Origin of the sequence: Marinobacterium lutimaris (genome assembly GCF_900108065.1) — a bacterium.
Lineage (GTDB): Bacteria > Pseudomonadota > Gammaproteobacteria > Pseudomonadales > Balneatricaceae > Marinobacterium_D > Marinobacterium_D lutimaris.
Window position 1 is genome coordinate 176,186 of record NZ_FNVQ01000005.1, and the last position, 23,451, is coordinate 199,636.

At 59.4% G+C, this 23,451-nt stretch carries 22 protein-coding genes; 16 read left to right on the top strand and 6 right to left on the bottom strand.

Features of this window, described 5'->3' with window-relative positions; translation table 11 throughout:
- Nucleotides 1–219: 219 nt before the first annotated feature.
- Nucleotides 220–999 (top strand): FCD domain-containing protein, encoded by a 780-nt coding sequence (locus C4S72_RS20190; protein WP_104004992.1) that lies wholly within the window; start codon nucleotides 220–222, stop codon nucleotides 997–999.
- On the opposite strand, the gene C4S72_RS20195 is transcribed toward C4S72_RS20190, so the two are convergent.
- Both C4S72_RS20195 and C4S72_RS20200 read right to left on the bottom strand, forming a co-directional pair.
- Complete coding sequence (locus tag C4S72_RS20195; protein WP_235009211.1) at nucleotides 956–1,849, bottom strand: response regulator; 894 nt, start codon at nucleotides 1,847–1,849, stop codon at nucleotides 956–958. The two genes, C4S72_RS20190 and C4S72_RS20195, sit on opposite strands and share 44 nt — an antisense overlap.
- Nucleotides 1,818–5,198 carry a hybrid sensor histidine kinase/response regulator gene (locus C4S72_RS20200; protein ID WP_104004994.1) on the bottom strand — a complete coding sequence of 1,127 codons (3,381 nt, stop codon included), beginning with the start codon at nucleotides 5,196–5,198 and terminating at the stop codon, nucleotides 1,818–1,820. The genes C4S72_RS20195 and C4S72_RS20200 overlap by 32 nt, the downstream gene beginning before the upstream one ends.
- 309 nt (nucleotides 5,199–5,507) lie before the next feature.
- Between C4S72_RS20200 and urtA the strand changes: the two genes are divergently transcribed.
- From urtA to C4S72_RS20245, 9 genes are all read left to right on the top strand, one after another.
- Nucleotides 5,508–6,761 carry an urea ABC transporter substrate-binding protein gene (gene urtA, locus C4S72_RS20205; RefSeq protein WP_407657727.1) on the top strand — a complete coding sequence of 418 codons (1,254 nt, stop codon included), beginning with the start codon at nucleotides 5,508–5,510 and terminating at the stop codon, nucleotides 6,759–6,761.
- Between the two features lie 87 nt (nucleotides 6,762–6,848).
- Nucleotides 6,849–7,775 (top strand): urea ABC transporter permease subunit UrtB, encoded by a 927-nt coding sequence (gene urtB, locus C4S72_RS20210; protein WP_104004996.1) that lies wholly within the window; start codon nucleotides 6,849–6,851, stop codon nucleotides 7,773–7,775.
- A 32-nt stretch (nucleotides 7,776–7,807) separates the two neighbouring features.
- Nucleotides 7,808–8,974: an urea ABC transporter permease subunit UrtC gene (gene urtC / locus C4S72_RS20215; protein ID WP_200826854.1), complete on the top strand. Its 1,167-nt coding sequence runs from the start codon at nucleotides 7,808–7,810 to the stop codon at nucleotides 8,972–8,974.
- Between the two features lie 10 nt (nucleotides 8,975–8,984).
- Complete coding sequence (gene urtD, locus C4S72_RS20220; RefSeq protein ID WP_104004998.1) at nucleotides 8,985–9,743, top strand: urea ABC transporter ATP-binding protein UrtD; 759 nt, start codon at nucleotides 8,985–8,987, stop codon at nucleotides 9,741–9,743.
- Nucleotides 9,744–9,768: 25 nt separating this feature from the next.
- Nucleotides 9,769–10,458: an urea ABC transporter ATP-binding subunit UrtE gene (urtE, locus tag C4S72_RS20225; RefSeq protein ID WP_104004999.1), complete on the top strand. Its 690-nt coding sequence runs from the start codon at nucleotides 9,769–9,771 to the stop codon at nucleotides 10,456–10,458.
- Between the two features lie 25 nt (nucleotides 10,459–10,483).
- Nucleotides 10,484–11,527, top strand: a complete 1,044-nt coding sequence (locus C4S72_RS20230) for an aliphatic amidase (protein WP_104005000.1) — start codon at nucleotides 10,484–10,486, stop codon at nucleotides 11,525–11,527.
- 27 nt (nucleotides 11,528–11,554) lie between these two features.
- Nucleotides 11,555–12,817, top strand: coding sequence for an AAA family ATPase (locus tag C4S72_RS20235; protein ID WP_104005001.1), 1,263 nt, complete (start codon nucleotides 11,555–11,557; stop codon nucleotides 12,815–12,817).
- The gene (fmdA, locus tag C4S72_RS20240; protein ID WP_104005002.1) at nucleotides 12,814–14,046 is read left to right on the top strand and encodes a formamidase; all 1,233 of its coding nucleotides are present in this window, start codon (nucleotides 12,814–12,816) and stop codon (nucleotides 14,044–14,046) included. The genes C4S72_RS20235 and fmdA overlap by 4 nt, the downstream gene beginning before the upstream one ends.
- 14 nt (nucleotides 14,047–14,060) lie before the next feature.
- Entirely contained in the window at nucleotides 14,061–14,453 is a 393-nt protein-coding gene (locus C4S72_RS20245) for a zinc ribbon domain-containing protein (protein ID WP_104005003.1), read from the top strand.
- A 106-nt stretch (nucleotides 14,454–14,559) separates the two neighbouring features.
- Here C4S72_RS20245 and C4S72_RS20250 read toward each other — a convergent pair whose 3' ends face one another.
- Nucleotides 14,560–15,297 carry a type 1 glutamine amidotransferase gene (locus tag C4S72_RS20250; protein WP_104005004.1) on the bottom strand — a complete coding sequence of 246 codons (738 nt, stop codon included), beginning with the start codon at nucleotides 15,295–15,297 and terminating at the stop codon, nucleotides 14,560–14,562.
- Between the two features lie 146 nt (nucleotides 15,298–15,443).
- On the opposite strand from C4S72_RS20250, the gene C4S72_RS20255 reads away from it, so the two are divergent.
- Nucleotides 15,444–16,205, top strand: a complete 762-nt coding sequence (locus C4S72_RS20255) for a metallophosphoesterase (protein ID WP_104005005.1) — start codon at nucleotides 15,444–15,446, stop codon at nucleotides 16,203–16,205.
- A 75-nt stretch (nucleotides 16,206–16,280) separates the two neighbouring features.
- On the opposite strand, the gene C4S72_RS20260 is transcribed toward C4S72_RS20255, so the two are convergent.
- Nucleotides 16,281–17,381 carry a polyamine ABC transporter substrate-binding protein gene (locus tag C4S72_RS20260; protein ID WP_104005006.1) on the bottom strand — a complete coding sequence of 367 codons (1,101 nt, stop codon included), beginning with the start codon at nucleotides 17,379–17,381 and terminating at the stop codon, nucleotides 16,281–16,283.
- A 327-nt stretch (nucleotides 17,382–17,708) separates the two neighbouring features.
- On the opposite strand from C4S72_RS20260, the gene C4S72_RS20265 reads away from it, so the two are divergent.
- Both C4S72_RS20265 and C4S72_RS20270 read left to right on the top strand, forming a co-directional pair.
- Complete coding sequence (locus tag C4S72_RS20265) at nucleotides 17,709–17,915, top strand: hypothetical protein (RefSeq protein WP_104005007.1); 207 nt, start codon at nucleotides 17,709–17,711, stop codon at nucleotides 17,913–17,915.
- A 198-nt stretch (nucleotides 17,916–18,113) separates the two neighbouring features.
- Entirely contained in the window at nucleotides 18,114–18,419 is a 306-nt protein-coding gene (locus C4S72_RS20270; RefSeq protein ID WP_104005008.1) for a c-type cytochrome, read from the top strand.
- Between the two features lie 94 nt (nucleotides 18,420–18,513).
- On the opposite strand, the gene C4S72_RS20275 is transcribed toward C4S72_RS20270, so the two are convergent.
- A complete protein-coding gene (locus C4S72_RS20275; RefSeq protein ID WP_104005009.1) occupies nucleotides 18,514–19,440 on the bottom strand; it encodes a flagellar motor protein MotB in 927 nt (308 codons plus the stop codon).
- 40 nt (nucleotides 19,441–19,480) lie between these two features.
- Nucleotides 19,481–20,239 (bottom strand): flagellar motor protein PomA, encoded by a 759-nt coding sequence (gene pomA / locus C4S72_RS20280; protein WP_104005010.1) that lies wholly within the window; start codon nucleotides 20,237–20,239, stop codon nucleotides 19,481–19,483.
- 234 nt (nucleotides 20,240–20,473) lie between these two features.
- Here pomA and C4S72_RS20285 point away from each other — a divergent pair, with 234 nt between their 5' ends.
- From C4S72_RS20285 to dxs, 3 genes are read left to right on the top strand one after another with little or no spacing between them, the layout of a single operon-like run.
- Nucleotides 20,474–20,716: an exodeoxyribonuclease VII small subunit gene (locus C4S72_RS20285; protein ID WP_104005011.1), complete on the top strand. Its 243-nt coding sequence runs from the start codon at nucleotides 20,474–20,476 to the stop codon at nucleotides 20,714–20,716.
- A gap of 2 nt (nucleotides 20,717–20,718) precedes the next feature.
- A complete protein-coding gene (locus tag C4S72_RS20290) occupies nucleotides 20,719–21,606 on the top strand; it encodes a polyprenyl synthetase family protein (RefSeq protein ID WP_235009212.1) in 888 nt (295 codons plus the stop codon).
- Entirely contained in the window at nucleotides 21,606–23,411 is a 1,806-nt protein-coding gene (gene dxs / locus C4S72_RS20295; RefSeq protein WP_104005012.1) for a 1-deoxy-D-xylulose-5-phosphate synthase, read from the top strand. Before C4S72_RS20290 ends, dxs begins: the two co-directional genes overlap by 1 nt.
- Nucleotides 23,412–23,451: the final 40 nt, after the last annotated feature.

Here is a 23,451-nt window from a genome sequence, read left to right on the forward strand (position 1 = left end):
GGCCCCAAACCACAGCAAATAGGGGGCTCGGGGCGACTTGCGCAGGAAGATTTATCCACACAGACGGTTTCGTCCAGCACAAGGCCAACTGGTTGGACCAGTTTTTTGGATCCAGTCGGTGGACGCACAGGGTGGAATAGCCGATATTTATTCAGGCGCCGCTAATGTGCGACGCTCGCAGACCAACAATAAAAACAACTGGTCCAACCAGCAGAGATAATGAACAGACAACAGCACTTATCCACTGCTCAATCGATCGCCACGCATCTTGAGCAGATGATTCTCGACGGCACCCTCACCCCGGAAAAGAAGATCCCCTCCGAGCGCCAGCTTTCCGCCCGCCTCGGCGTATCGCGCACAATTGTGCGTGAAGCCCTGCATGAGCTGCACGGGCGCGGCATGATCGAGACCCGCCACGGCAAGGGCTCGTTTGTCTCCTGTGCCGTGCCGTCGGTGGATGAGGATAGCGCGCTGATGCTGGCCTTCTCCGGCAACGCCCGCACGCTTTACGACCTGTTTGAGGTGCGTGAACAGCTAGAGGGACAGGCAGCGGAGCTGGCCGCGGAGCGCGCCACCGAGCAGGATCAGTACAAGATCCGCAAAGCGTTCGAGGCGATGGAAGCGGCCGACCCGCTGACCAACGCAGAACTCGATCACGCTTTTCACCGCGCCATCGTCGAAGCCTCGCATAATCCTGTGTTGGTGCATGTGCTGAGCAGCCTGAAGGGGCTGATGCTGAATTCGGTGCAGGCCTCGGTGGCTAACCTGAACCACCGTCGCGCCTTCAAGCAGCAGATCGACAAACACCACCGCCAGATCTACCACGCCGTGATCAGCCGCCAGGCCCACTGGGCGCGCAAGGCCGCCATGGCCCATGTACGTCACGTCAGCGATTCACTGCGGCAGATTGAAGAGAAGGAACAGCACCTGATCCGTCAGGCGCTGGAGCAGCCGCTCAACACAGCTCCCAGCGCTGACGTATGCACTCCAGTGCAGTGAAGGCCGCCGAGGTTCGGTTTTCCACCCCCAGCTTGCGGAAGATCTGCTCCAGGTGCTTGTTGATGGTGCGCGGGCTCAGATCCAGAATCAGCGCGATCTCCTTGTTGGTCTTGCCGTGCACTATCCACATCAGCACCTCAGCCTCGCGCTCGGTCAGCTGGAACCTGTCCACCAGCTTCTCCTCGTCGTTGGGCTGGCGCGGATCATCGATCTTGTAAAGGTAACGCCCCAGCCCGTCATCATCGATCAGGTGGCAGGTGACGCTGTCATCACCCAAGCTAACGACCGAAGCCGGCCCACCGACACGGGCATCCGCCACAGACTCCAGCAGCCCTTCTGCGATAGCCGCTGCCGCCGTCTCGGGAAACAGCTTGTACACCTGGGGCGTGGCCCATTCAATCTGACCATCGCTGCGCAGGCATAGCGTCATCAGGCCGTGGCCATCCATCACCTCATGGGCGCTGGCCGCACGCTTGGCGTTATCCAGGTGCGCCTTCATCCGTACCAGCAGCTCCTCATGCCGAATCGGCTTGGTGATGTAATCGATGCCGCCTACTTCGAACGCCTTGACGATATCCTCGGTCTCGCTCAGCCCGGTCATGAATATCACCGGCACCTGCATCAAGGCAGGCATAGATTTCAACCGCTTGCACACGTCGAACCCGGACATGCCCGGCATCATCGCATCGAGCAGGATCACATCCGGTTGGATCTGCTCGGCAATACCGATCGCCTGCTCACCGTTCAGCGCCACGAAGACGTGAAAATTCTGCTGGCACAGCAACTCATTGAGCATGCTGATCGCCTCTGGCGAGTCATCAACTACAAGTACTTTCGCTTTGGCATTCATTACACTGTCCATAAAGACTGGTGAGCGTCATCAACCGATCGATCACTCCTGTAAAATTGAAGGAGTTCACCATCGCCCTTAGCGCCTCTGTTTCCTGATTTGAGAGTGAGGCCTCCTGAGCGATTCGCTCCACCTCGCTTTTAATACCCTCGAGATATCCAATTTCCACGTAACGCTTGAGCTGACCGATATTGACCAGCGGCAGACTCGGATTTTCGGGCTCGTCATCGCGTCCCTGACATTCCACCTGCTTGTCCCATTCCAGGTGCAACAGCTTGCCGATCTGCTCAAGCAGCTCCGCCACCCTTACCGGCTTGACCAGGTAGGCATCGAACGGATGTACATCGGATAACTGCGCCCACTCCCGGGCATCCGCAGAAAGCATGATCACCGGTACGGCCGCGCCCCGCTCACGCAAGGTGTGCAGCAACTCCCAGCCGGTCATGCCGGGCATGGAGACATCGAGGATAAACAGGTCCGGCAGATCCTGGCTGCAGAGTTCAATGCAGTTATCCCCATCCTGGGCGGTTATCACGTTGAAACCCACGGGCTGGAGGATGTCGCGGATCAGGTCCCTGTGGGTCGGGTCGTCATCAACGATCATCACGCTTTTACGCTCGCCCAGGTATCCGCCGAGCCAGATCTGACTGACCGGTATCTGTACCGGTTTGGTCAGGCTCGTCATCATCAGCGTCAGACGGAAGGTAGTGCCGCGCCCGGGTACGCTTTCGACCTGCAGATCGCCACCCATGATATCGGTGAGCAGCTTGGTAATAGTGAGTCCAAGTCCGGTTCCCGGCTGGTGGCTGGCCGCCGACTCCAGCCGTTCGAACGGTTTGTAGATGCGTTCCAGATCCTCTTCGGCGATCCCGACGCCGGTATCGCTGATGACAAACTCCGCCACCTCGCTGCGGTAGGTCAGGGTCAGCGATACGCTGCCCTTGTCTGTGAACTTGATCGCGTTGGAGAGCAGGTTGATCAGTATCTGCCGCAACCGCTTTTCATCGGTGGCTACAAACTCCGGCACCCGCTGCTGTCGGGTGTAGCTGAAGTTGATCCCCTTGGCCTCGGCCTGAAGCCGGAACATATAAACGATCTGCTCCATGAAACTGATCAGCGCCACCTCGTTGCGATACAGCTCCAGGCGACCGGCCTCTATGCGCGAGATATCCAGCAGCTCTTCGATCAGGTTGGCAAGGTGCTCGCTGCTGCGCTTGATCACGTTGATCGCGGGTCGGCGATGGCCCGGAATATCCGCGGCCACATCCAGCAACTGGGCATAACCGAGTACCGCATTCAGCGGCGTACGCAGTTCATGGCTGATACCAGTGAGGTAACGGCTCTTGGCGAGGCTGGCGGCCTCCGCCATCTCCTTGGCGTCCTGCAGCTCCTGGTCGGTCAACTCATGGGCGCGGATCTCCGCCATCAGCCGCTCGGTCTGCTGGGCGCTTTCATCCTGTGCCAGCACCCGGCTTTCGTGGGCCAGCAGGAACAGCCAGGCCGCCACACCGATGATGATCTGCAGCAGGAAGAACACCTTCCACAACACCGCGCCCACCAACCCCACACTGTCCGGCTCCGGCCCCTGCATCTGGAAGTAGATCAGCGACAGGAAGGCGCCGACGATGGTATCGAACACCAGCATCAGACCAATGAAGTGACCCAAGCGTGAGTTGACCTTGCCCATCAGCGCCGCCGGCAGTATCGCCCTGAGTACCGAGGAGATCTGGTGAGAAAAGGTACTGTCCTGCTTGCAGGCATCGTTACAGCGCGCATCGAGAGAGCAACAGAGTGAGCAGATATTACCGCCGTAGAGGGGGCATACGGTCATATCCTCGGGCTCGAAATGATGCTCGCAGATCGAACACTGGGTGCCGCAGGCGGGTAGCGGCTCGCGGGCGATGTAGTAACGGCTTCTGGTGGCCAGGGCGATCAGCGGCACCAGCACAAAGGTCGCGGCCAGGGCCACGAACGGTGCGAACGCCTTCAACTCGGGGCCGCAGATACCGAGCATGCAGACAACCCCTATCAGTGACGAGATCGCCATGGAGCCAACACCCACCGGGTTGATGTCATAGAGGTGGGCGCGTTTGAATTCTATCCCCCTCGGACTTATACCCAGCGGCTTGTTGATCACCAGATCGGCCACCAGAGAACCGACCCAGGCCACCACAAGAATGGAGAAGATCCCCAGGATGGATTCGAACGCTTCGTAGATCCCCAGCTCCATCAGCAGCCAGGCGATAACCACGTTGAATACCAACCAGACCACGCGGCCGGGGTGAATATGGGTCAGCCGGGAGAAGAAGTTGGACCAGGCCAGGGAACCGGCATAGGCATTGGTTACATTGATCTTCACCTGGGACAGAATCACGAATAGACCGGTCAGCGCCAGCGCCAGCTCCGGCGAAGCCGTCACGTGTTCAAAGGCGGTCATATACATCTGCGTCGGTTCCGCGGCATCGCCCAGCAGCCCGCCGCTCTGCAGCACCAGCACCGCAAGAAAGGAGCCGATCAGGATCTTGATCGCGCCCATGATAATCCAGCCCGGCCCCGCCAGCAGTAGAGCGCTCCACCAGCGAAGCCGGTTATGAGAACCTTTTTCCGGCAGAAAGCGCAGGTAATCCACCTGCTCCCCGATCTGCGCCAGCAGCGACATCACCACAGTAGAGGCAGCCCCCATCAGCAGGAAATCAAACGCCTCGCTGTGCTCCTTGGCGCCCTGATAACCGAGCCAGCCACTGATGGAATCCTCGCTGTAGATCAACACACAGGCCAGCGGCAGGATTTGCAGAGCCACCCAGAGCGGCTGGCTCAGCATCTGGAAACGGCTGATAAAGGTAAACCCGTAGATCACCACCGGGATCACCATGAAAGCGCTGAAGAAATAGCCGATGGAGAGCGGCACTGAGAACATCAGCTCCAGCGCCTTGGCCATGATCGCCGCTTCCAGCGCCAGAAAAATAAAGGTGAACGAGGCGTAGATCAGCGAGGTAACGGTAGAGCCGATATAGCCGAAACCCGCACCCCGGGTCAGCAGATCGATATCCACCCCGTAGCGGGCCGCGTAGTAGGTGATCGGGATCGCGGTCAACAGAATCACCAGTGTCACCAGCAGGGTTGCCGCCAGCGTATGGTCAAAGCCGTAACTCAGCGTAATGGCGCCGCCGATCGCCTCAAGCGCCAGGAACGAAATGCCGCCCAAGGCGGTATTAGCGACCCTGCCGAGGGACCAGCGGCGCGCCGCCTTGGCGGTAAAGCGCAGGGAGTAATCCTCCAGCGTCTGGTTGGCCACCCACTGGTTATATTTGCGCCTGACCCTGAAAACCTGTTGCTGCGGTGTCGTCATCTCAATGTACGCTCACTTTTCGCACCGACAAGGCACACCTTCCGTCCAACGACTGCCCCGCCAGTGAACATTCACTCTCTGTGCACTCTCTGTGCTGTGGACGTACGGCCCCGTTTCCGGGGATCAGGAACGTGTGCAACTAACGTACCCGCGAGTGTCCCCTCCCCGGCGTTTTTTAACCATGGGGTAAATGACGTATACCGCTTGGAGCATTTGCCGAATGTTCCTCTCCCGAGTCGTTCCCGATACTGGCTTTCAATTCGAAGTAGCGAAATACCCGGTCCACAACTCAGGAGAAACACCATGCGAATGCGTGACAAGAAAGCGACTACCCACTCGCCGCTGCGCCGGCGGCTGTTGAAAGGATTCATCGCGCTCCAGGCCGCTGTTGTACTCGGCAATGCCAGTATCGCCAGCGCTGAAGAGGTGAATACCACAGGCCTTGCGGTCACCGAAGACACGGTAAAGGTCGGTATCCTGCACTCGATCACCGGCACCATGGCGATCAGTGAAACCGGTTCCGTTCAGGCGGAAAAACTGGCCATCGACCAGATCAACGCCATGGGCGGTGTACTCGGTCGCCAGATCGAATACATCCAGGAAGACGGCGCCAGCGACTGGCCGACCTTCGCCGAGAAATCCCGCAAGCTACTGGTGAACGACAAGGTGGCTGCCGTATTTGGTTGCTGGACCTCCGCATCACGCAAAGCGGTACTGCCGGTGTTTGAGCAGTACAACGGCATGCTCTACTACCCTACCTTCTACGAGGGCCTGGAAGAGTCTCCCAACGTGATATACACCGGCCAGGAAGCCACTCAGCAGATCCTTGAAGGTCTGGACTGGGCATCCCGCGAGAAGGGCGCGAAAACCTTCTACCTGCTCGGATCCGACTACATCTGGCCACGTACCTCCAACAAGATTGCGCGCAAGCACATCGAAAACAAACTGGGCGCGAAAGTACTGGGCGAAGAGTACTACCCGCTGGGCCACACCCAGTTCAACTCCGTTATCAACAAGATCAAGCTGCGCAAGCCTGATGTCGTGTTCATCTCCGTGGTGGGCGGCTCCAACGTGGCCTTCTACAAGCAGCTCAAGGCTGCCGGTATCGACATGACCCAGGAGAAGCCGCTGTTCGTGACCATCTCCGTGACCGAGGATGAAATCCTGGGTATCGGCGGTGAAAACATCGACGGTATCTACGCCTCCATGAAGTACTTCCAGAGCCTGCCGAACGATAACAACCAGGCGTTCGTGAAGGCATTCAAAGAGAAATATGGCGACGACATCGTTATCGGTGACGTAACCCAGGCCGCCTACCTCGGTCCCTGGCTGTGGAAAGCCGCTGTCGAGAAAGCCGGCTCCTTCGATATCGACAAGGTGCGCGCAGCCTCACCGGAGATCGAGCTGACCACCGCGCCTGAAGGCTATGTCCGCATCCACGAGAACCATCACCTCTGGTCCAAGACCCGTATCGGCAAGGCCCATACCGACGGCCAGTACGAAGTGGTATACGAAAGCGCCGACCTGATCGAGCCGAACCCCTTCCCGGAAGGTTATCAGTAAGCAATCGCTCTATCGGGAGCCTGCCATTGGCGGGCTCCCATTCAGCTTCCCTGTTTCTGACAAGCACGAGCTACGGAGCCTTTCATCATGTTTGCTGATTACTCCTCTTCTGAACTCATGGCGATCTTTGCCATGCAAGGCTTCGCAGGCCTGAGTCTGTTCTCCATATTCGTATTGATGGCGCTGGGTCTGGCGATCATTTTCGGCCAGATGGGCGTTATCAACATGGCGCACGGGGAGTTCATGATCCTCGGCGCCTACATGACCTATCTCACGTCCCACGTTTTCGAAAGCCTGATGCCTGGCCTCTACGGCGCCTACTTTATCGTCGCGATGGTGGTCGCCTTTGTCGCCGCCGGGGCTCTTGGGGCCCTGGTGGAGTGGGCATTGATAAAGCGGCTCTACCACCGCCCTCTGGATACGCTGCTGGCAACTTGGGGCTTGAGCCTGATTCTGCAGCAATGCTACCGCTCCATCTTCGGTGCCCGTGAAGTGGGCGTCACCCTGCCGGACTGGCTGATGGGTTCGGTCGCGCTGACCGACATGATCGAGATCCCGATCAACGGCCTGTTCGTGATGGTGCTGACCCTGCTGATCGCCGCCGGTGTTTACTACCTGATGTACCGCTCCAACTGGGGTGGCCAGGTACGCGCCGTGGTGCAGAACCGTCCCATGGCCGGCGCCGTCGGCATCAACACCGAGAAAGTGGACCGTGCCACCTTCGCCCTGGGCTGCGGTATCGCCGGCGTCGCCGGTAGCGCGTTCACCATGATCGGTTCCACCGGCCCTACCTCCGGCCAGCTCTATATCGTCGATACCTTTCTGGTGGTGGTCTTCGGCGGCGCTTCCAGCCTGCTCGGCACCATTGCCTCCGCGTTCACCATCTCCCAGGCCCAGTCAACGATGGAGTTCTTCCTCAGCGGCTCCATGGCCAAGGTGCTCACGCTGCTGGTAGTGGTCGGCATCCTGATGCTGCGCCCCCAGGGTCTGTTCTCACTGAAGATTCGACGCTGATGATCTGAACGGAGGAAATCACGATGAATGTTATGAAAAGTAATCTGTTCAAACGTCAGGATCTGATCAATTACGGGCTGCTGGCACTGCTGTTGCTGGTGGTCCTGCCACTGACGCTGGATATTTTCCGCCTCAACCTGGTAGGTAAGTATCTCTCTTACGCCTTCGCCGCCATCGGCCTGGTGCTCTGCTGGGGTTACGGCGGCATCCTGAGCCTTGGCCAGGGTATATTCTTCGGTATCGGCGGCTACGCCATGGCGATGTTCCTCAAGCTGGAGGCCTCCTCGCCCGAGGCGACCGCGATCCAGTCCACTCCGGGTATTCCCGACTTTATGGACTGGAACCAGCTCACCGCCCTACCCTGGTTCTGGGAGCCGTTCAACTCCCTTGGCTTTACCGTGCTGGCGATACTTTTTGTGGCGCCGCTGTTCGCCTTCGTGGTCGCCACGGCGATGTTCAAGCGCCGGGTGGGCGGGGTCTACTTCGCCATCATCACCCAGGCGATCGCCGCGATCCTGACCATCCTGATCATCGGTCAGCAGGGCTACACCGGTGGCGTTAACGGCATCACCGACCTGCGCACGCTAATGGGCTGGGATATCCGCAGCGACTCCGCCAAGTACGTGCTCTACTTCTTCGGCGTAGCGATGCTGTTCCTCTGCCTGCTGATGGCTCACCTGGTGCTGAAGAGCAAGCTGGGCCGCCTGCTGGTCGCAATCCGCGACCGTGAAGACCGCGTCCGCTTCTCCGGCTACGACGTCTCCAACTTCAAGATCTTCGTGTTCTGCTTCGCAGCCATGCTGTCCGCCATCGGCGGCGCCATGTTCACGCTGCAGGTGGGCTTCATGTCGCCCACCCTGGTCGGCATCGTGCCCTCCATCGAGATGGTGATCTTCTGCGCCCTCGGCGGTCGCCTGTCGATCATCGGCGCGGTGTATGGCGCGCTGCTGGTCAACGCCGCCAAGACCACCATGTCCGAAGCCTTCCCGGAACTCTGGCTGTTCGCCATGGGCGCCCTGTTCATCGGCGTGGTGCTGGCCTTCCCGAACGGCCTGGCCGGTCTCTACACCCTGCTTGTGGATAAGTTCAAACAGCGACGCGCGCACTCTTCTGCTCCTGCCAATCGCACGTCTGCACCGGCTGCAGAAAAAGAGCAGGTCGATTCCAGCAGCGGCGTCACCGCACCGAGCCAGTCTTAAGGAGACGATCATGAGCCTGTCCCACAACAACCCGCAGGATTTTGTTCTCGCCGTCGAAGGACTGACGGTCTCTTTCGATGGTTTCAAGGCGGTGAACGACCTGTCGTTCTACGTCGATGAAGGTGAGATCCGCGTCATCATCGGCCCCAACGGGGCCGGCAAGACCACGGTGCTCGACCTGATCTGCGGCCGCACCAAGGCCACCGAGGGTTCCATCAAGTTCCGTAACCAGGAGCTGACCAAGATGAAGGAGCACCAGATCGTCCACGCCGGCGTCGGCCGCAAGTTTCAGAACCCGTCGATCTACGAGGATCTGACGGTATTCGAGAACCTGGAGCTCTCCTTTCCCCGCGGCCACAGCGTGTTCGGCGCCCTCACCTTCCGCCGCAATGCGGAGGTGATCAACAAGGTCACCGAGATCGCCGAGATGATCTTCCTCTCGGACCTGCTACACCAACGCGCCGACCTGCTCAGCCATGGCCAGAAGCAGTGGCTGGAGATCGGCATGCTGCTGATCCAGGACCCGGCCCTGCTGATGCTGGATGAGCCGGTGGCGGGGATGTCGGTGGCGGAGCGCAAGAAAACCGCGGAGCTGCTAAACCGCATCACCCAGGACCGCTCGGTGCTGGTGATCGAGCACGACATGCAGTTTGTCGAGGATATCGCCCACCGCGTCACCGTTCTGCACCAGGGACAGCTGCTGTCCGAAGGCTCGCTGGAGCGCGTGAAGAGCGACCCGAAGGTCGTCGAAGTCTACCTCGGTCACTAATCAGCCCACAGGGCAGGAGCTCAACATGCTCAATGTATCCAATTACGACGTCGCCTACGGTCAAAGCCGCGTTATCAACGGCATGAACCTGGAGCTGGGCAAGAACGAGATCATCGCCATCCTCGGCCGCAACGGCATGGGCAAGACCACGCTGATGAAATCGCTGATCGGCATGATCCCCTCCAGCGGCGGCTCGGCCAAGCTCGACGATACCGAGCTAGCTGGCCTGAAAAGCTACCAGCGCGTCTCCGCAGGGGTCGGTTTTGTGCCCCAGGGGCGGATGATCTTCTCCACCATGACCGTGGAGGAAAATATCCGCACCGGCCTCACCACCACCGGCAGCAGCACCATCCCTGAGCATCTCTACACCCTGTTCCCGGTGCTCAAGGAGATGAAGCACCGCCGCGGCGGCAACCTCTCAGGCGGTCAGCAGCAACAGCTGGCCATCGCCCGCGCCCTGGCCAGCAACCCCAAGCTCTTGCTGCTCGATGAGCCCACCGAGGGGATTCAGCCCTCCATCATCCGCGAGATGGCGCGCACCCTGCGCAAGATCCGCGACGAGCACGGCCTGGCGATTCTGGTCTCCGAGCAGGTGCTCAGCTTCGCCCTCGATGTGGCCGACCGCATTCTGGTGATCGAGAAGGGAAACATCGTTCACGACGTGCCGGTGGCCGAGGCTGACCAGGCCAGCATCACCCGCTATCTGTCCGTTTAACCCGCTTTAACGAGGAGTCCGCGCCATGAGACACGGTGATATTTCCAGCAGTGCCGATACCGTCGGCGTCGCGGTGGTCAACTACAAGATGCCGCGCCTGCACACCAAGGACGATGTGCTGGCCAATGCCCGCCAGATTGCCGAGATGATCACCGGCATCAAGCAGGGCCTGCCCGGCATGGACCTGATCGTGTTCCCCGAGTACAGCACCATGGGGATCATGTACGACAAGGGCGAGATGATGGCCACCGCCACGACGATTCCGGGCGAAGAAACGGCAATCTTCTCCGAGGCCTGCCGCCAGGCAAAAACCTGGGGCGTATTCTCGCTCACCGGCGAACAGCATGAGGAACACCCCAACAAGGCGCCCTATAACACACTGATACTGATCAATGACCAGGGTGAGATCGTGCAGAAGTACCGCAAATGCCTGCCCTGGTGCCCGATCGAGGGCTGGTATCCCGGCGATCGCACTTATGTCTCCGAAGGCCCCAAGGGGCTCAAGCTGAGCCTGATCATCTGCGACGACGGTAACTATCCCGAGATCTGGCGAGACTGCGCCATGCGCGGTGCCGAGCTGATCGTACGCTGCCAGGGTTACATGTACCCGGCCAAGGAGCAGCAGGTGATGATGGCCAAGACCATGGCCTGGGCCAACAACACCTACGTGGCGGTAGCCAACGCCGCCGGCTTCGATGGCGTGTATTCCTACTTCGGCCACTCCGCCATCGTCGGCTTTGACGGCCGCACCCTCGGCGAGTGTGGCGAGGAGGAGATGGGAATCCAGTACGCCCAGCTCTCGCTCACCGAGATCCGCGATGCGCGCAAGAACGACCAGTCCCAGAACCACCTCTTCAAGCTGCTGCATCGCGGCTACACCGGCGTCTATAACTCCGGCGACGGCGACAAGGGCGTGGCGGACTGCCCGTTCGAGTTCTACCGCTCCTGGGTCATGGATGCAGAGAAAACCCAGGCCGATGTCGAGGCGATGACCCGCGACACCATCGGCGTGGCGGAGTGTCCGGTCGGCGGTCTGCCGATGGCCGAGCAGGAGAAGGAAGCGGGCTGAGCCCGTTTCCCGGAGACGGAGCGTCCTATGCCGTTTATCAACGACAGGCTCGACCAGAACCAGCGTGGATTGGAGCAGGGCTCGCCCCTGCCGGCTGCAGCCAGCGGTTACAAGTCGCGCTTCACCTTCGACCCTGACGCGGTGGTCGATCTGCTCAAGCGCAAGATCGCCGGTCAGCGGCCGGTGATCGAGGCGCTTGGCGCCCAGCTACGGGTGGTCAAGGCGGATATCTGCGAACCGGGCAGGCCGCTCTACGTCACGCTGTTTATCGGCGATACCGGCGTCGGTAAAACCGAGATCGTGCGCCTGCTGGCCAACGCCATTCACGGCTCGCCAGACAGCTTCTGCCGCATCGACATGAACACCCTCTCGCAAAGCCACTACAGCGCGGCCATTACCGGGGCACCGCCGGGATACGTGGGCAGCAAGGAGGGCGTCACCCTGTTCAACGAAGATCTGATCGCCGGCAGTTATGGCCGCCCGGGGATAGTTCTGTTCGATGAGATCGAGAAAGCCAGCAACGATGTGGCGCGGGCGCTGATGAACATTCTCGATGCCGGCAAGCTGAAACTGGCCTCCGGCAACCGCGAACTGGATTTCAGCAACAGCCTGATCTTTATGACCAGCAACGTAGGTTCCCGTGCCTGGGTCGACCTGCAGCGGGAAGCCCGCGGTCCCTGGATCAAACGGCTGAAGAACCACCTGAAACCGGTGCATCACTCACGCGCAGCACTGATCGAAGATGCGCTGCATGAACGCTTCGATCCCGAGTTTCTCAATCGTATCGACCGCATCGAGCTGTTTGAGCCGCTCACCAACGAACACCTCGAAACCATCATCACGCTGGAGCTGGAGCGCACCAACCGCACGCTGAAACGCAAGGGCGTTGAAGCCCAGCTTGATCCCGCTGCAGTGGCTTTGCTGCGCGCCAGGGGGTTCGACCCCGAGTTCGGCGCCCGTTCCATCCGCCGCAGCTTCAGGGAAATGGTGGTACTGCCGCTGGCCAGCGCTCTGCTTGCCAACCCTCCCGCCAGTGCTGGCGGCGCCAGCAACAGAGTGAGCCTGTTCCGCGGCCAGGTGCGCGGGGAAGCGATTCAGTTCAATCCGGTTGCAGCCAGCCAGGCCTCGGCGAATAGCGCTTCAGAGAATCACTCTTCACCAAACAGCTCACACACCGATTCACAAAGCATCAGTCCACAAAACATCAATTCACAAAGCATCAATTCACAAAATATCAGTTCACAAACCCAGCCAAGCCCGGAGAGGGCAGGACAGGAGATGAAACCATGACCGATACCATCATCAAGATCGATCTGAGCAAATCCGCCTACGAGCACGACAACGTGCACAACCGCTGGCACCCGGACATTCCGATGGTGGCAACGGTTAAGCCCGGTGACGACTTCATTGTGGAGTGCTTCGACTGGACCGGCGGCCAGATCAAGAATGACGACGATGCTTCCGACGTCCGTGACGTGGACCTAACCCAGGTCCACTTCCTTTCCGGACCTATCGCCGTGGAAGGCGCAGAACCCGGCGACCTGCTGGAGGTGGATATCCTCGATATCGGCGCCTTCGACGAAATGCAGTGGGGCTTCAACGGCTTCTTCTCGAAGAAAAACGGCGGTGGCTTTCTCACCGATCAGTTCCCTGCGGCACAGAAGTCGATCTGGGACTTCAACGGTATGTTCACCAAGTCCCGTCACGTACCGGGCGTGGAGTTCGCCGGTATCCTGCATCCGGGCCTGATCGGCTGCCTGCCCTCCAAGGATATGCTGGATATGTGGAACAGCCGCGAGAAAGAGCTGTTCGACACTGACCCCGAGCGTGAACCGGCGCTGGCATGTCTGCCGTACGGAGACACCGCACACATGGGTCGCCTCAAGGGCGATGATCGCGACAAGGCCGCTGCCGAGGGTGCGCGCACCGTACCGCCGCGCGAACATGGCGGTAACTGCGATATCAAGGACCTGACCCGTGGCGCCAAGATCTACTTCCCGGTCTATGTGGATGGTGCCGGCCTCTCCGTAGGTGACCTGCACTTCAGTCAGGGTGATGGTGAAATCACCTTCTGCGGCGCCATCGAAATGGCCGGCTGGATCCATATGCGCGTCAACCTGATCAAGGACGGTATGTCCAAGTACGCCATCAAAAACCCGATCTTCAAACCAAGCCCGATGGTACCGAAGTACGACGACTACCTGATCTTCGAAGGTATCTCCGTGGATGAAGATGGCAAGCAGCACTACCTGGATACCAGCGTGGCCTACCGTCAGGCCTGCCTCAACGCCATCAACTACCTGACCAAATTCGGTTACACCCCGGCACAGGGCTACGCCATCCTTGGTTGCGCACCGGTGCAGGGCCATATCAGTGGCGTGGTGGATATCCCCAACTCCTGCGCAACCCTGTGGCTGCCCACCGACATCTTCGACTTCAACGTCAAACCCGGCAGCGACGGCCCCACCAAGGAGCTCGATGGCAGCATCGATATCCCGCTGGCCCCTGATCTGGATTAACGGAGGTTCTCCCCATGCCACTGTATGACTACAAGTGCCCCGAGCACGGTGTATTTCAGGAGCTGGCGATGATGGCGGACCATGACAAGCCCTGCGACTGCCCCCAGTGCGGGGCGGTCTCGGCGCGCGTCATCACCCTGCCACCGCAGTTGCTGGAGATGCTGAAAGAGAAAAAGGAGGCGATGGAGCGCAACGAAAAGGCGCAGCACGAACCCCAATTCCTGACCCCGGCCCAGTACCGTGAACAGGAAGCGGAGAAAAAAGCCCGCGCCGCTCACAAACATCGCCACAGCTCCAGCTGTGGCTGTAATAGCGGCTTAAGCAGCGAGCGCAAGAGCAAACTGTTCTACACCGCTGATGGCAACAAGATGTTTCCGTCCATGCGTCCCTGGATGATCAGTCACTGAAGGGCGCTTGAGTGTCGTGGCAGCGGCTGCCGACTGGCTGCTGCCCTCTTCCCAACTCTCTTCCCAACTCCGGCCTTTACCGGCCGGAGCTTTTTCCCAGCCGTCGTTACCCCAATAGCACCCTGTCCACAAAAGCACCCATCAGGGCGTTGGACTCGGGGGTTTCCACCGCATTGGCCAGCACCTCGTCGAGGTGATCGTCGCCGTCGGTGTAGTGCGCCTTGTAGTAGGTCAGGCGCTCCACCAGGATCCGCTTGTCTACCTCAGGATGAAACTGGAACGCCCAGAAACGATGGTCTTTCACCTTGAAGGCATGGATACAGGCATCGGTCAGCGCCAGCACCTGGCAGCGTCTTGGCAGCTCGGTGGCGTATTGGCGGTGCACGGAGACCGCCATGAACGGATCCGGCATATCCCAGAACAGTGGATCTTTGCCCGCAGCAAGAGTCAGTGAGATCGGCAGGCTGCCCATTTCAAAGCCCTGGTCCTTGTGACGTATCCGCCCACCGAGGGCCAGCACCGCAAGTTGAAATCCGAAGCAGGAGGCGAACACCGGTTGATCCCGCTCCAGGCAGTTCAGTAACAGCTGCTGGGCACGCTCCACAAAGGGATACTTCTCGGGCTCAAGCACATTGGCTTCGCTGGCGCCGCCCACCAGCAGGGCATCGTAACCGTCGGCCGCATCGATGCTGAACTCCGGCGTATCGAACAGGTTAAGCACGTCGATCTGCTGTGGCTCCAGGCGGCAATAGCGGGTGAAGCTCTCCAGCTCCTCCCGCCGCACCTGAGCTCCGTCCCGAATCTGCATCAGCAGCAACCTGAGGCTGGATCTATCCTTGGCCATTCTCTCTCCTGTTTTCGGGACATGCCGGCGGCTGTTCGTAGATCGGCCAAGCGGACAACTCTGTTAACCGCAAAGCCCACTGCTTCTGTAATGATGTTAGCCTAAGCTTTGGGAGATAGCCTGACGCAGGGAGACAGTCGCAGGAAATGAACACTGTTTTATGCATTGAAGCGAACACCCGGGGACGGGATTTCGTGGTTGGCGATATTCACGGCTGGCTGGATCCGCTGCGTGCGGAGCTGGATGCGGTCTGCTTTAACAAGGAGGTGGATCGGCTGTTTTCGGTGGGCGACCTGATCAACCGCGGCCCTCATTCGCAGCAGTGTCTGGAGCTGCTGAAAGAACCCTGGTTCTTTGCCGTGCGTGGCAACCATGAACAGATCCTGTTCGACTGGCTGCGGGGGGATTCGAGCATCAATACCGCGGACTGGATGCGCTTTGGCGGCAAAAGCTGGCTCGGGCCAGGGCCCGATCACTTTTTCATGCGGAATACGGAGTTTCGCCGTTTCGCCGAGCAACAGGCCGAACAGATGCCCTGGGCGATAGAGCTGGCACTGGCCGATGGCCGCAAGATCGGTATCAGCCACAGCTCAGTCCCTGTGGATGACTGGCTCGACCTGAAGCTGCGCCTGCCCAACGAACCGGCGCTGCGCAGTGCGCTGATCTGGGATCGTCCCGCGAAGGATCCGCACTTTAAGCACCAGGTCAGTGGTATCGACCTGACGGTGCACGGCCACGTAATCCTGCCCCAGGTACAGAAACGCGGTAACGGCATCTATATCGATACCGGCGCGGCGCTGTTTGGGCAGAATATCAAAGCCTCGGACAGCGAGTGTCCGCATCCGCGTATCTCTGCCATCGAGGTCACCGACCTGTTTCATATCACGGATAATTATCTGACCGCCTAAACCGGTCTGCCAGATACAAAAACGCCCTTACTCTCCGGGCTCGGAAGGTAAGGGCGTTTTTATGGTGGCGCCGTCTTAGTGACCGGTTTTCACACGGGTCCAAGCTCGGTTCATGGTGCGGATTTCACGCTCGGCCGGGGTCTTCAGCACCACCAGGCTTTCGCGGGTTTCCTGCGGCGGATAGATACCCGGATCGTTACGGATCTCGGGATCGATCAGCTCTTCGGAAGCCTTGTTGGCGTTGGCATAGGCCACGTAGTCGGTGATCGGCGCAATCACTTCCGGCTCAAGCAGGTAGTTGATGAACTTGTGGGCTGCATCCGGGTTCGGCGCATCGGTGGGGATCACCATCACGTCGGTCCACACCACGGCACCCTCTGAAGGCACGGCGTAGGCCACGTTGACGCCGTTCTCGGCTTCGGCGGCACGGTCGCGCGCCTGCAGTACGTCGCCGGAGTAGCCATGAGCTACGCAGATATCGCCGTTGGCCAGGTCATTGATGTACTGGGAGCTGTGGAAGTAGCGAATATTCGGACGCACCGCTGCGACCACGTCTGCCGCCTTGTCGATCGCCTCACGGCTGAAGTCATCCACAGGCTCACCCAGGTAGACCCGTGCTGCAGTCAGCACTTCCGTGGCATCGTCCATCAGCGTCACGCCACAGGAGGCCAGCTTGGAGACGATCTCCGGATCGAACACCAGGCGCCAGGTATCCAGCGGCATATCATCGCCAAGAATCGCTTTCACCTTGTCGACGTTGTAGCCGATGCCGGTGGTGCCCCACATGTAAGGGGTCAGGTATTCATTGCCCGGATCGATATCGGACAGAGAATCCAGGATGACCGGGTCCAGGTTATCCCAGTTGCTCAGCTTGGACTTATCCAGCTTCTGGTAAAGACCCGCCTTCAGGTGGCGGTCCGCAAAGGGGCGCGCGGTGGGGAACAGCAGGTCGTAACCACTTTTGCCAACCAGCAGCTTGGCTTCCGCTACCTCGTTGGAATCGTAGACGTCATACACCACATCGATGCCGGTCGCTTTCTCGAAATTGGTGACCGTGTCCTCGGCAATGTAGTCGGACCAGTTGTAGATATGCAGCTCTTCAGCCTGAGCCGTAGTGGCCAGCGCCAACGATACGGACAGTGACAGAGAGGCAATCGGTAAAAAAGCAGGTTTCATCGCATCCAATCTCCCGCAGTGATCTCTGAAGAACCGGGCTCCTATCGATGGCCCGGCTTTATTCGACAGACGCATATCTGCACGGCCGTCGCGTAACCCGAATATGAACAAAAGCCGAAGGGAACTAAAGCTTTTTCTTGTTGATCAAAGATAAATTGGACTCTTTGGTCAACTCCTGCCTGAGCAATCTCCTGACGAGCCCCCAGCCCACAAGCTGAAGATTCGCCGGGGATTGAAGAAAGGTTTCACAGGACCCCAAAGTTTCTGAAACCTAAGTGTCACAACTTGAGGATTAAATCGTCGCTGAATATAAAGAGGAAAATAAATATGCATAGCGATCATCACATCACCAACGATCTACAACAGCTGCTGCGTCGTGGCTACTCCGCTGACGATCTCACCACCAACCTTAGTTTCCCGCGCGAACTGGTGGAAAAAGCACTGTCCCAGTATCAGGCTGAAATCCGCCAGCGTCAGCATGACCGCGCCCTTCACAGCCAGGCAACCTACGCCATGCGTCTCCAGCGTCGCTAGTCGGCGCTGTCCGCTGTTTCCTATCCAAGACAGATCAATCTTTGGCCATTCAGGCAATATTCACCACCTAAGCGCTATTTACTACTTGTAGGGTCGCTCCTACACTTGCCCTGATCTATTTTTAACCGGACCCTATGCCTGAGCCCCTGATGTCTGAGTCAGCAGGTCCGATTGATAGCACTGTCAAAGGAAACAACCATGAAAAAAGCGCTTGTACTGGCAGCCGTTGCTGCCCTGCTGTCCCCGGCCGCTGCAATGGCAGAACGTTCCGGCGAAGAGCTTTACAACACCAAATGTTCCGTTTGCCACGCCGCTGGCGTCGCTGGCGCGCCGAAGTTCGGTGATGCCGCTGCCTGGGCTCCGCGTGCAGAGAAAGGTATGGATGCACTGCTGGCAACCGCCAAGTCCGGTCTGAACGCCATGCCGCCGATGGGCACCTGCGTTGACTGCTCTGACTCTGAAATGACCGCTGCTATCCAGTACATGCTGGACGCTGCCAAGTAAGGCTCGAGCAAGGTCTGCTCCGTTTACAAAAAAACCGCCTGGCATGCCTAGGCGGTTTTTTTACGTCGCTAGTTATCGGAACGAAGTATTCAGGTCAGAAAATCTCGCCCGGATCGAGCAGCTGCCCTTCGGTATCGCCATCCGGCCGCGACTGCAGCCGTTCCAGCATCTCCTGATCATTTCCCTTCTGGATCACGATCTCCACGCGCCGGTTACGCGAACGGTTCTCCGGCGAATTGTTCGGCACCAGCGGCTTGCTGTCGGCGAAGCCGGAAACCTGAAAACGAGTCTGGTCGATGCGTGGGTCGGAAAACAGCTCCTCCGCCACCGCCAGAGCTCGCGCCGCGGAAAGATCCCAGTTGGAAGTAAAACGGGAGCCGGAATAGGGAATGTTATCGGTATGCCCTTCTACCGATATACGGCCGCTGACATCGAGCAGCACGTCACGGATCTTGGCGATAACGGGGATGTAATCAAATTTAAGCTCCGCCGAGCCGGAATCGAAGGAGCCCTGCTCCTTCACGCGGATAATCAGTTTAGAGCCATCGGTTTCCACCTCGACGGCGCCATCGCCGATCTCCTCCGACAGCACCTGGGCAAACTCGATGGCATCCTGCTGCGCTTCCTGTTTCTGCTGTTCGATCAGCTGCTCCAGACCTTTCAGCTGGTCAAGCACCTCGGATTCACCCACTTCCGGGCGCACATCGAGGGTGTTCATATCGTTGTTGATCGTCATCTGCCGTACTTCGTTCAGTGGCGTCGGCTCCGGCCGGCCCGGGCTGAACTCCTGGGCGATGATCGAGGTGCCCTTGGGGATATCCTCAACCTTGATCTGCGCCTGCACGCCAAAGGCCTCGCGCATGGAGCCGGCCAGCTGCTTGAACTTGAGCACGTCCATCTCGGAAAAGGAGAGCAGCAGCACGAAAAAGCACATGAGCAGCGACATCAGATCAGAGAATGTCGCCATCCATGCCGGCGCTCCCGGCGGCGGACATTTACATTTTTTCTGCTCGTCGCTCATCTACTTCTCTTGCTTGACTGGCTTAGCTAGCTTGAGTGGCTCAGGCCTCAGCCTGCTGGCGTTTTTTCTCGGGCAGATAGTTGCGCAGCATCTGCTCGATCACACGCGGGTTCTGACCCGCCTGGATAGCCAGCAGACCATCGATGATCAGCGCCTGGTTCAGCGCCTCCTCATCCTTGCGGTTTTCCAGTTTGTCGGCGATCGGCAGGCAGATCATGGTCGCCAGCATCGCGCCATAAAGGGTGGTCAGCAGCGCCACCGCCATGGCCGGGCCGATCGACTTGGGATCGGACATGTTGGAGAGCATCTGCACCAGGCCGACCAACGTACCGATCATCCCCATCGCCGGGCCCACATCGCCTATCGCGCGGAAAATCTTGGCGCCAAAATCGTGGCGCTCGTCGGTCAGGCTGGCCTCTTTATGCAGGAGGTTTTTAACCACCTCGGGATCGTGGCCATCCACCAGCAACTGGATGCCACGCTGCATAAACGGGCTGGAGACCTCTTTCTCCTCCAGCGACAGCAGACCGCCCTTGCGCGCAGCGTCTGCCAGATCAACGGTCTCGGCGATAATCTCTTCCGGCATCACCGACTTGAACATAAACGCCTTGGCGGCAATTTTACCGGCGCCGAGAAACTGCCCGAGGGTGAACTTCATGAGTACCACCAGCAGGCTGCCGCCGATAACGATCAAAATGGAAGGAACATTGACGAAAATGCCGACATCACCGCCGAGCACCATGGCGGCAATGATGATACCCAGCGCACCAATCAATCCTACTATCGTTGCCAGATCCACTGATTGAAGCTCCTATAGCCGTCCTATAGCCTGACTGATGGCACAGGTTTTTGAGATGATGCTGTGATAATACCAGATTTATACAAGCGTTCACGTACTGAACAACTAGGTTATTCCACGTCGAATAGCGCCGCGGCTGGCCTACCTGCGGCGCGAACCGATTGACCCCGCGCGGGCAGTTAGTTAAGTTGACTGCCTCTTTCACCCCACTCTTTATCCGACCTCGATCAGATTATGGCCCGCACCCGCAAAGCACCCGATTTTGAACAGTCCCTGAGCCAGCTCGAAGCTGTCGTTGAACGCATGGAACAGGGCGACCTGCCTATCGAAGAGGCGCTGAAAGCGTTTGAAGAAGGCGTCAAACTGACCCGCGAGTGCCAGGATATCCTGCAGCAGACCGAACAAAAGGTTCAGGTGCTGGTGGAACAGCAGGGCGAGATGAAAACCCGCCCCTTCCAGGAAGAGCAGGACGACTGACCGTGGAGCTTAGCGATCAGCTAACCGTCTGGGCCGAACGGGTCGAGACCAACCTGCCCCTGTACCTGCAGGACTGTTCCGCACTGGAACCACGCCTGATCGAGGCGATGCACTATGCGCTGCTGAACGGCGGCAAACGCATTCGCCCCGCACTGGTTTACATGAGCTGCAACTTCTGCGGCGGATCGCCGGAACTGGCGGACCGCGCAGCGGCGGCGATCGAGGCGGTGCACAGCTACTCGCTGGTGCACGATGACCTGCCTGCCATGGACGACGACGACCTGCGCCGAGGCCAGCCCACCTGTCATATCGCCTTTGATGAAGCCACCGCTATTCTCGCCGGTGATGCGCTGCAGTGCTTTGCGTTCGAGCTGCTCAGCGCGCGCAACAGCGAACTGCTCCCGGATCGACAGCTGCGCATGCTGAATATCCTGTCAGGCGCCAGCGGCGCCAGCGGCATGGTGGCCGGTCAGGCCTATGACCTGGCCCATGTGGGCGACAGCCTGACCCTGGAGCAGCTGCAGGCGATGCACGCCTTCAAGACCGGGCGCCTGATCACCGCCGCTCTGCAGCTGGGCGCAGCCGCAGCCGGCTGTGAAGATCCGGAAACCCTGGAACGGCTGCAGCGTTACGGCGATCTGATCGGCCTGGCATTTCAGGTGCAGGATGACCTGCTCGATATCGAGGGCGACACAGAAACCCTGGGCAAACCCCAGGGCTCGGACCAGGCACAAAACAAACCGACCTACCCGGCACTGCTGGGTATTGCCGGCGCCCGTGCTAAATTGGAACAGTTGCACCGTGAAGCACTGGAGAGCCTGGAACCCTTTGGCCCCAGCGCCACCCCGCTGCTTGAACTGGCCAATTTTATTGTCACCCGCGACCACTGATGCGCACACAGATACCCACCCAACGTTCGGTCACACCGCTGCTGGACCAGATCAACTCCCCCGCCGAGCTGTCGCAGCTGGATCCTTCCCAGTTGCCACAACTGGCGCAGGAGCTGCGTGACTGGCTGCTCTACAGCGTCGGAGTTACCGGCGGCCACTTTGGCGCAGGCCTCGGTGTCGTTGAGCTGACCATCGCGCTGCACTATCTGCTGGACACCCCTGCGGATCACCTGGTCTGGGATGTGGGTCATCAAACCTATCCACACAAGATTCTTACCGGCCGGCGCGAGCAGATGCTCAGCATGCGACAGCCCAATGGCCTCGCACCCTTCCCCAAGCGCGCCGAAAGCCCCTATGACAGCTTTGGTACCGGTCACTCCAGCACCTCGATCAGCGCAGCGCTAGGCATGGCGCTGGCCAGCCGCCTTAAGGGCGAACAGCGCAAGACAGTAGCCGTGATCGGCGATGGCGCCATGACCGCCGGTATGGCGTTCGAAGCGCTGAGCCACGCCGCCCATACCCAGGCGGACATGCTGGTGATCCTGAACGATAACGAAATGTCGATCTCACCCAACGAAGGCGGCCTGGCCACCTACCTGGAAGAGCATCTGCGTGCCGGCCACCTGTCGGGACACCATAAGGGTCCGGAACTGGACGGCAACGCCACCGGCGCACTGTTTGGCGCGCTCACCTTTGACTACCAGGGCCCGGTGGACGGCAACGACTTCGACAAGCTGCTGCCCGCTCTGCAGCAGGCGCTTAACAGCGAAGGCCCGCAGTTTCTGCACCTGGTGACACGCAAGGGCAAGGGTTTTGAACCGGCCGAATCCGATCCGGTGGGTTATCACTCCATCACCAAGATCGAGCCGCTGGACGCTCCCGTTAAGCCGAAGAAGCCGAAGTTCTGCAACATCTTCGGTCGCTGGCTCTGCGACACCGCCAGGAATGATGACCGCCTGGTAGGGATCACCCCGGCCATGCGTGAAGGCTCGGACCTGATCGCCTTCTCCGAGCAGTTCCCCGCACGCTATTTTGACGTTGCCATCGCCGAGCAGCATGCCGCCACGCTGGCCGCGGGCTTCGCCTGCGAGGGGATGAAACCGGTGCTGGCGATCTACTCCACCTTCCTGCAGCGCGCCTACGATCAGTTCGTCCACGATATTGCTATTCAGGATCTGGATGTACTGCTGGCCGTGGACCGGGCAGGTCTGGTTGGCGAAGATGGCGCCACCCATGCGGGGCTGTTCGATCTCGCTTACCTGCGCTGTCTACCCGGCGTGATGTTGATGACGCCCTCTGACGAGCAGGAACTCTATCAACTGCTGAAAACCGGCTACGACTTCCAGGGCCCCGCCGCGGTGCGCTATCCGCGTGGGTCTGGCTGCGAAATCGAGGTCGATCCGACACTGCCTGCACTTGAGCCCGGCAGGGCCAAGCTGATTCGTAGCGGCCAAAAAGCGGCGATTCTTAACTTCGGCCCGCTGCTGCCCGCAGCACAACAGGCGGCTGATCAGCAGAACCTGACGCTTGTGGATATGCGCTTCGTAAAACCTCTGGATACCGCGCTAATTGACCAACTGGCGCAGAGCCATGAACTGCTGGTAACGCTGGAAGATCACGCCATCGCAGGTGGTGCAGGTTCGGCGGTCGGTGAGTATCTTCAGTCCCGTGGCACACAAACGCAGCTCCTCCAGTTGGGAATTCCCGATCACTGGATTGAGCACGCTTCGCGCGGCGCGCAACTGGCGGAATGTGGACTGGATGCAGAAGGGATTAAAGCGGCGGTGGAGCAGCGCCTGAGCTGATCAGCCCAGGCGGCGGGAGCAGAAAGCGACTTAAAGAAAT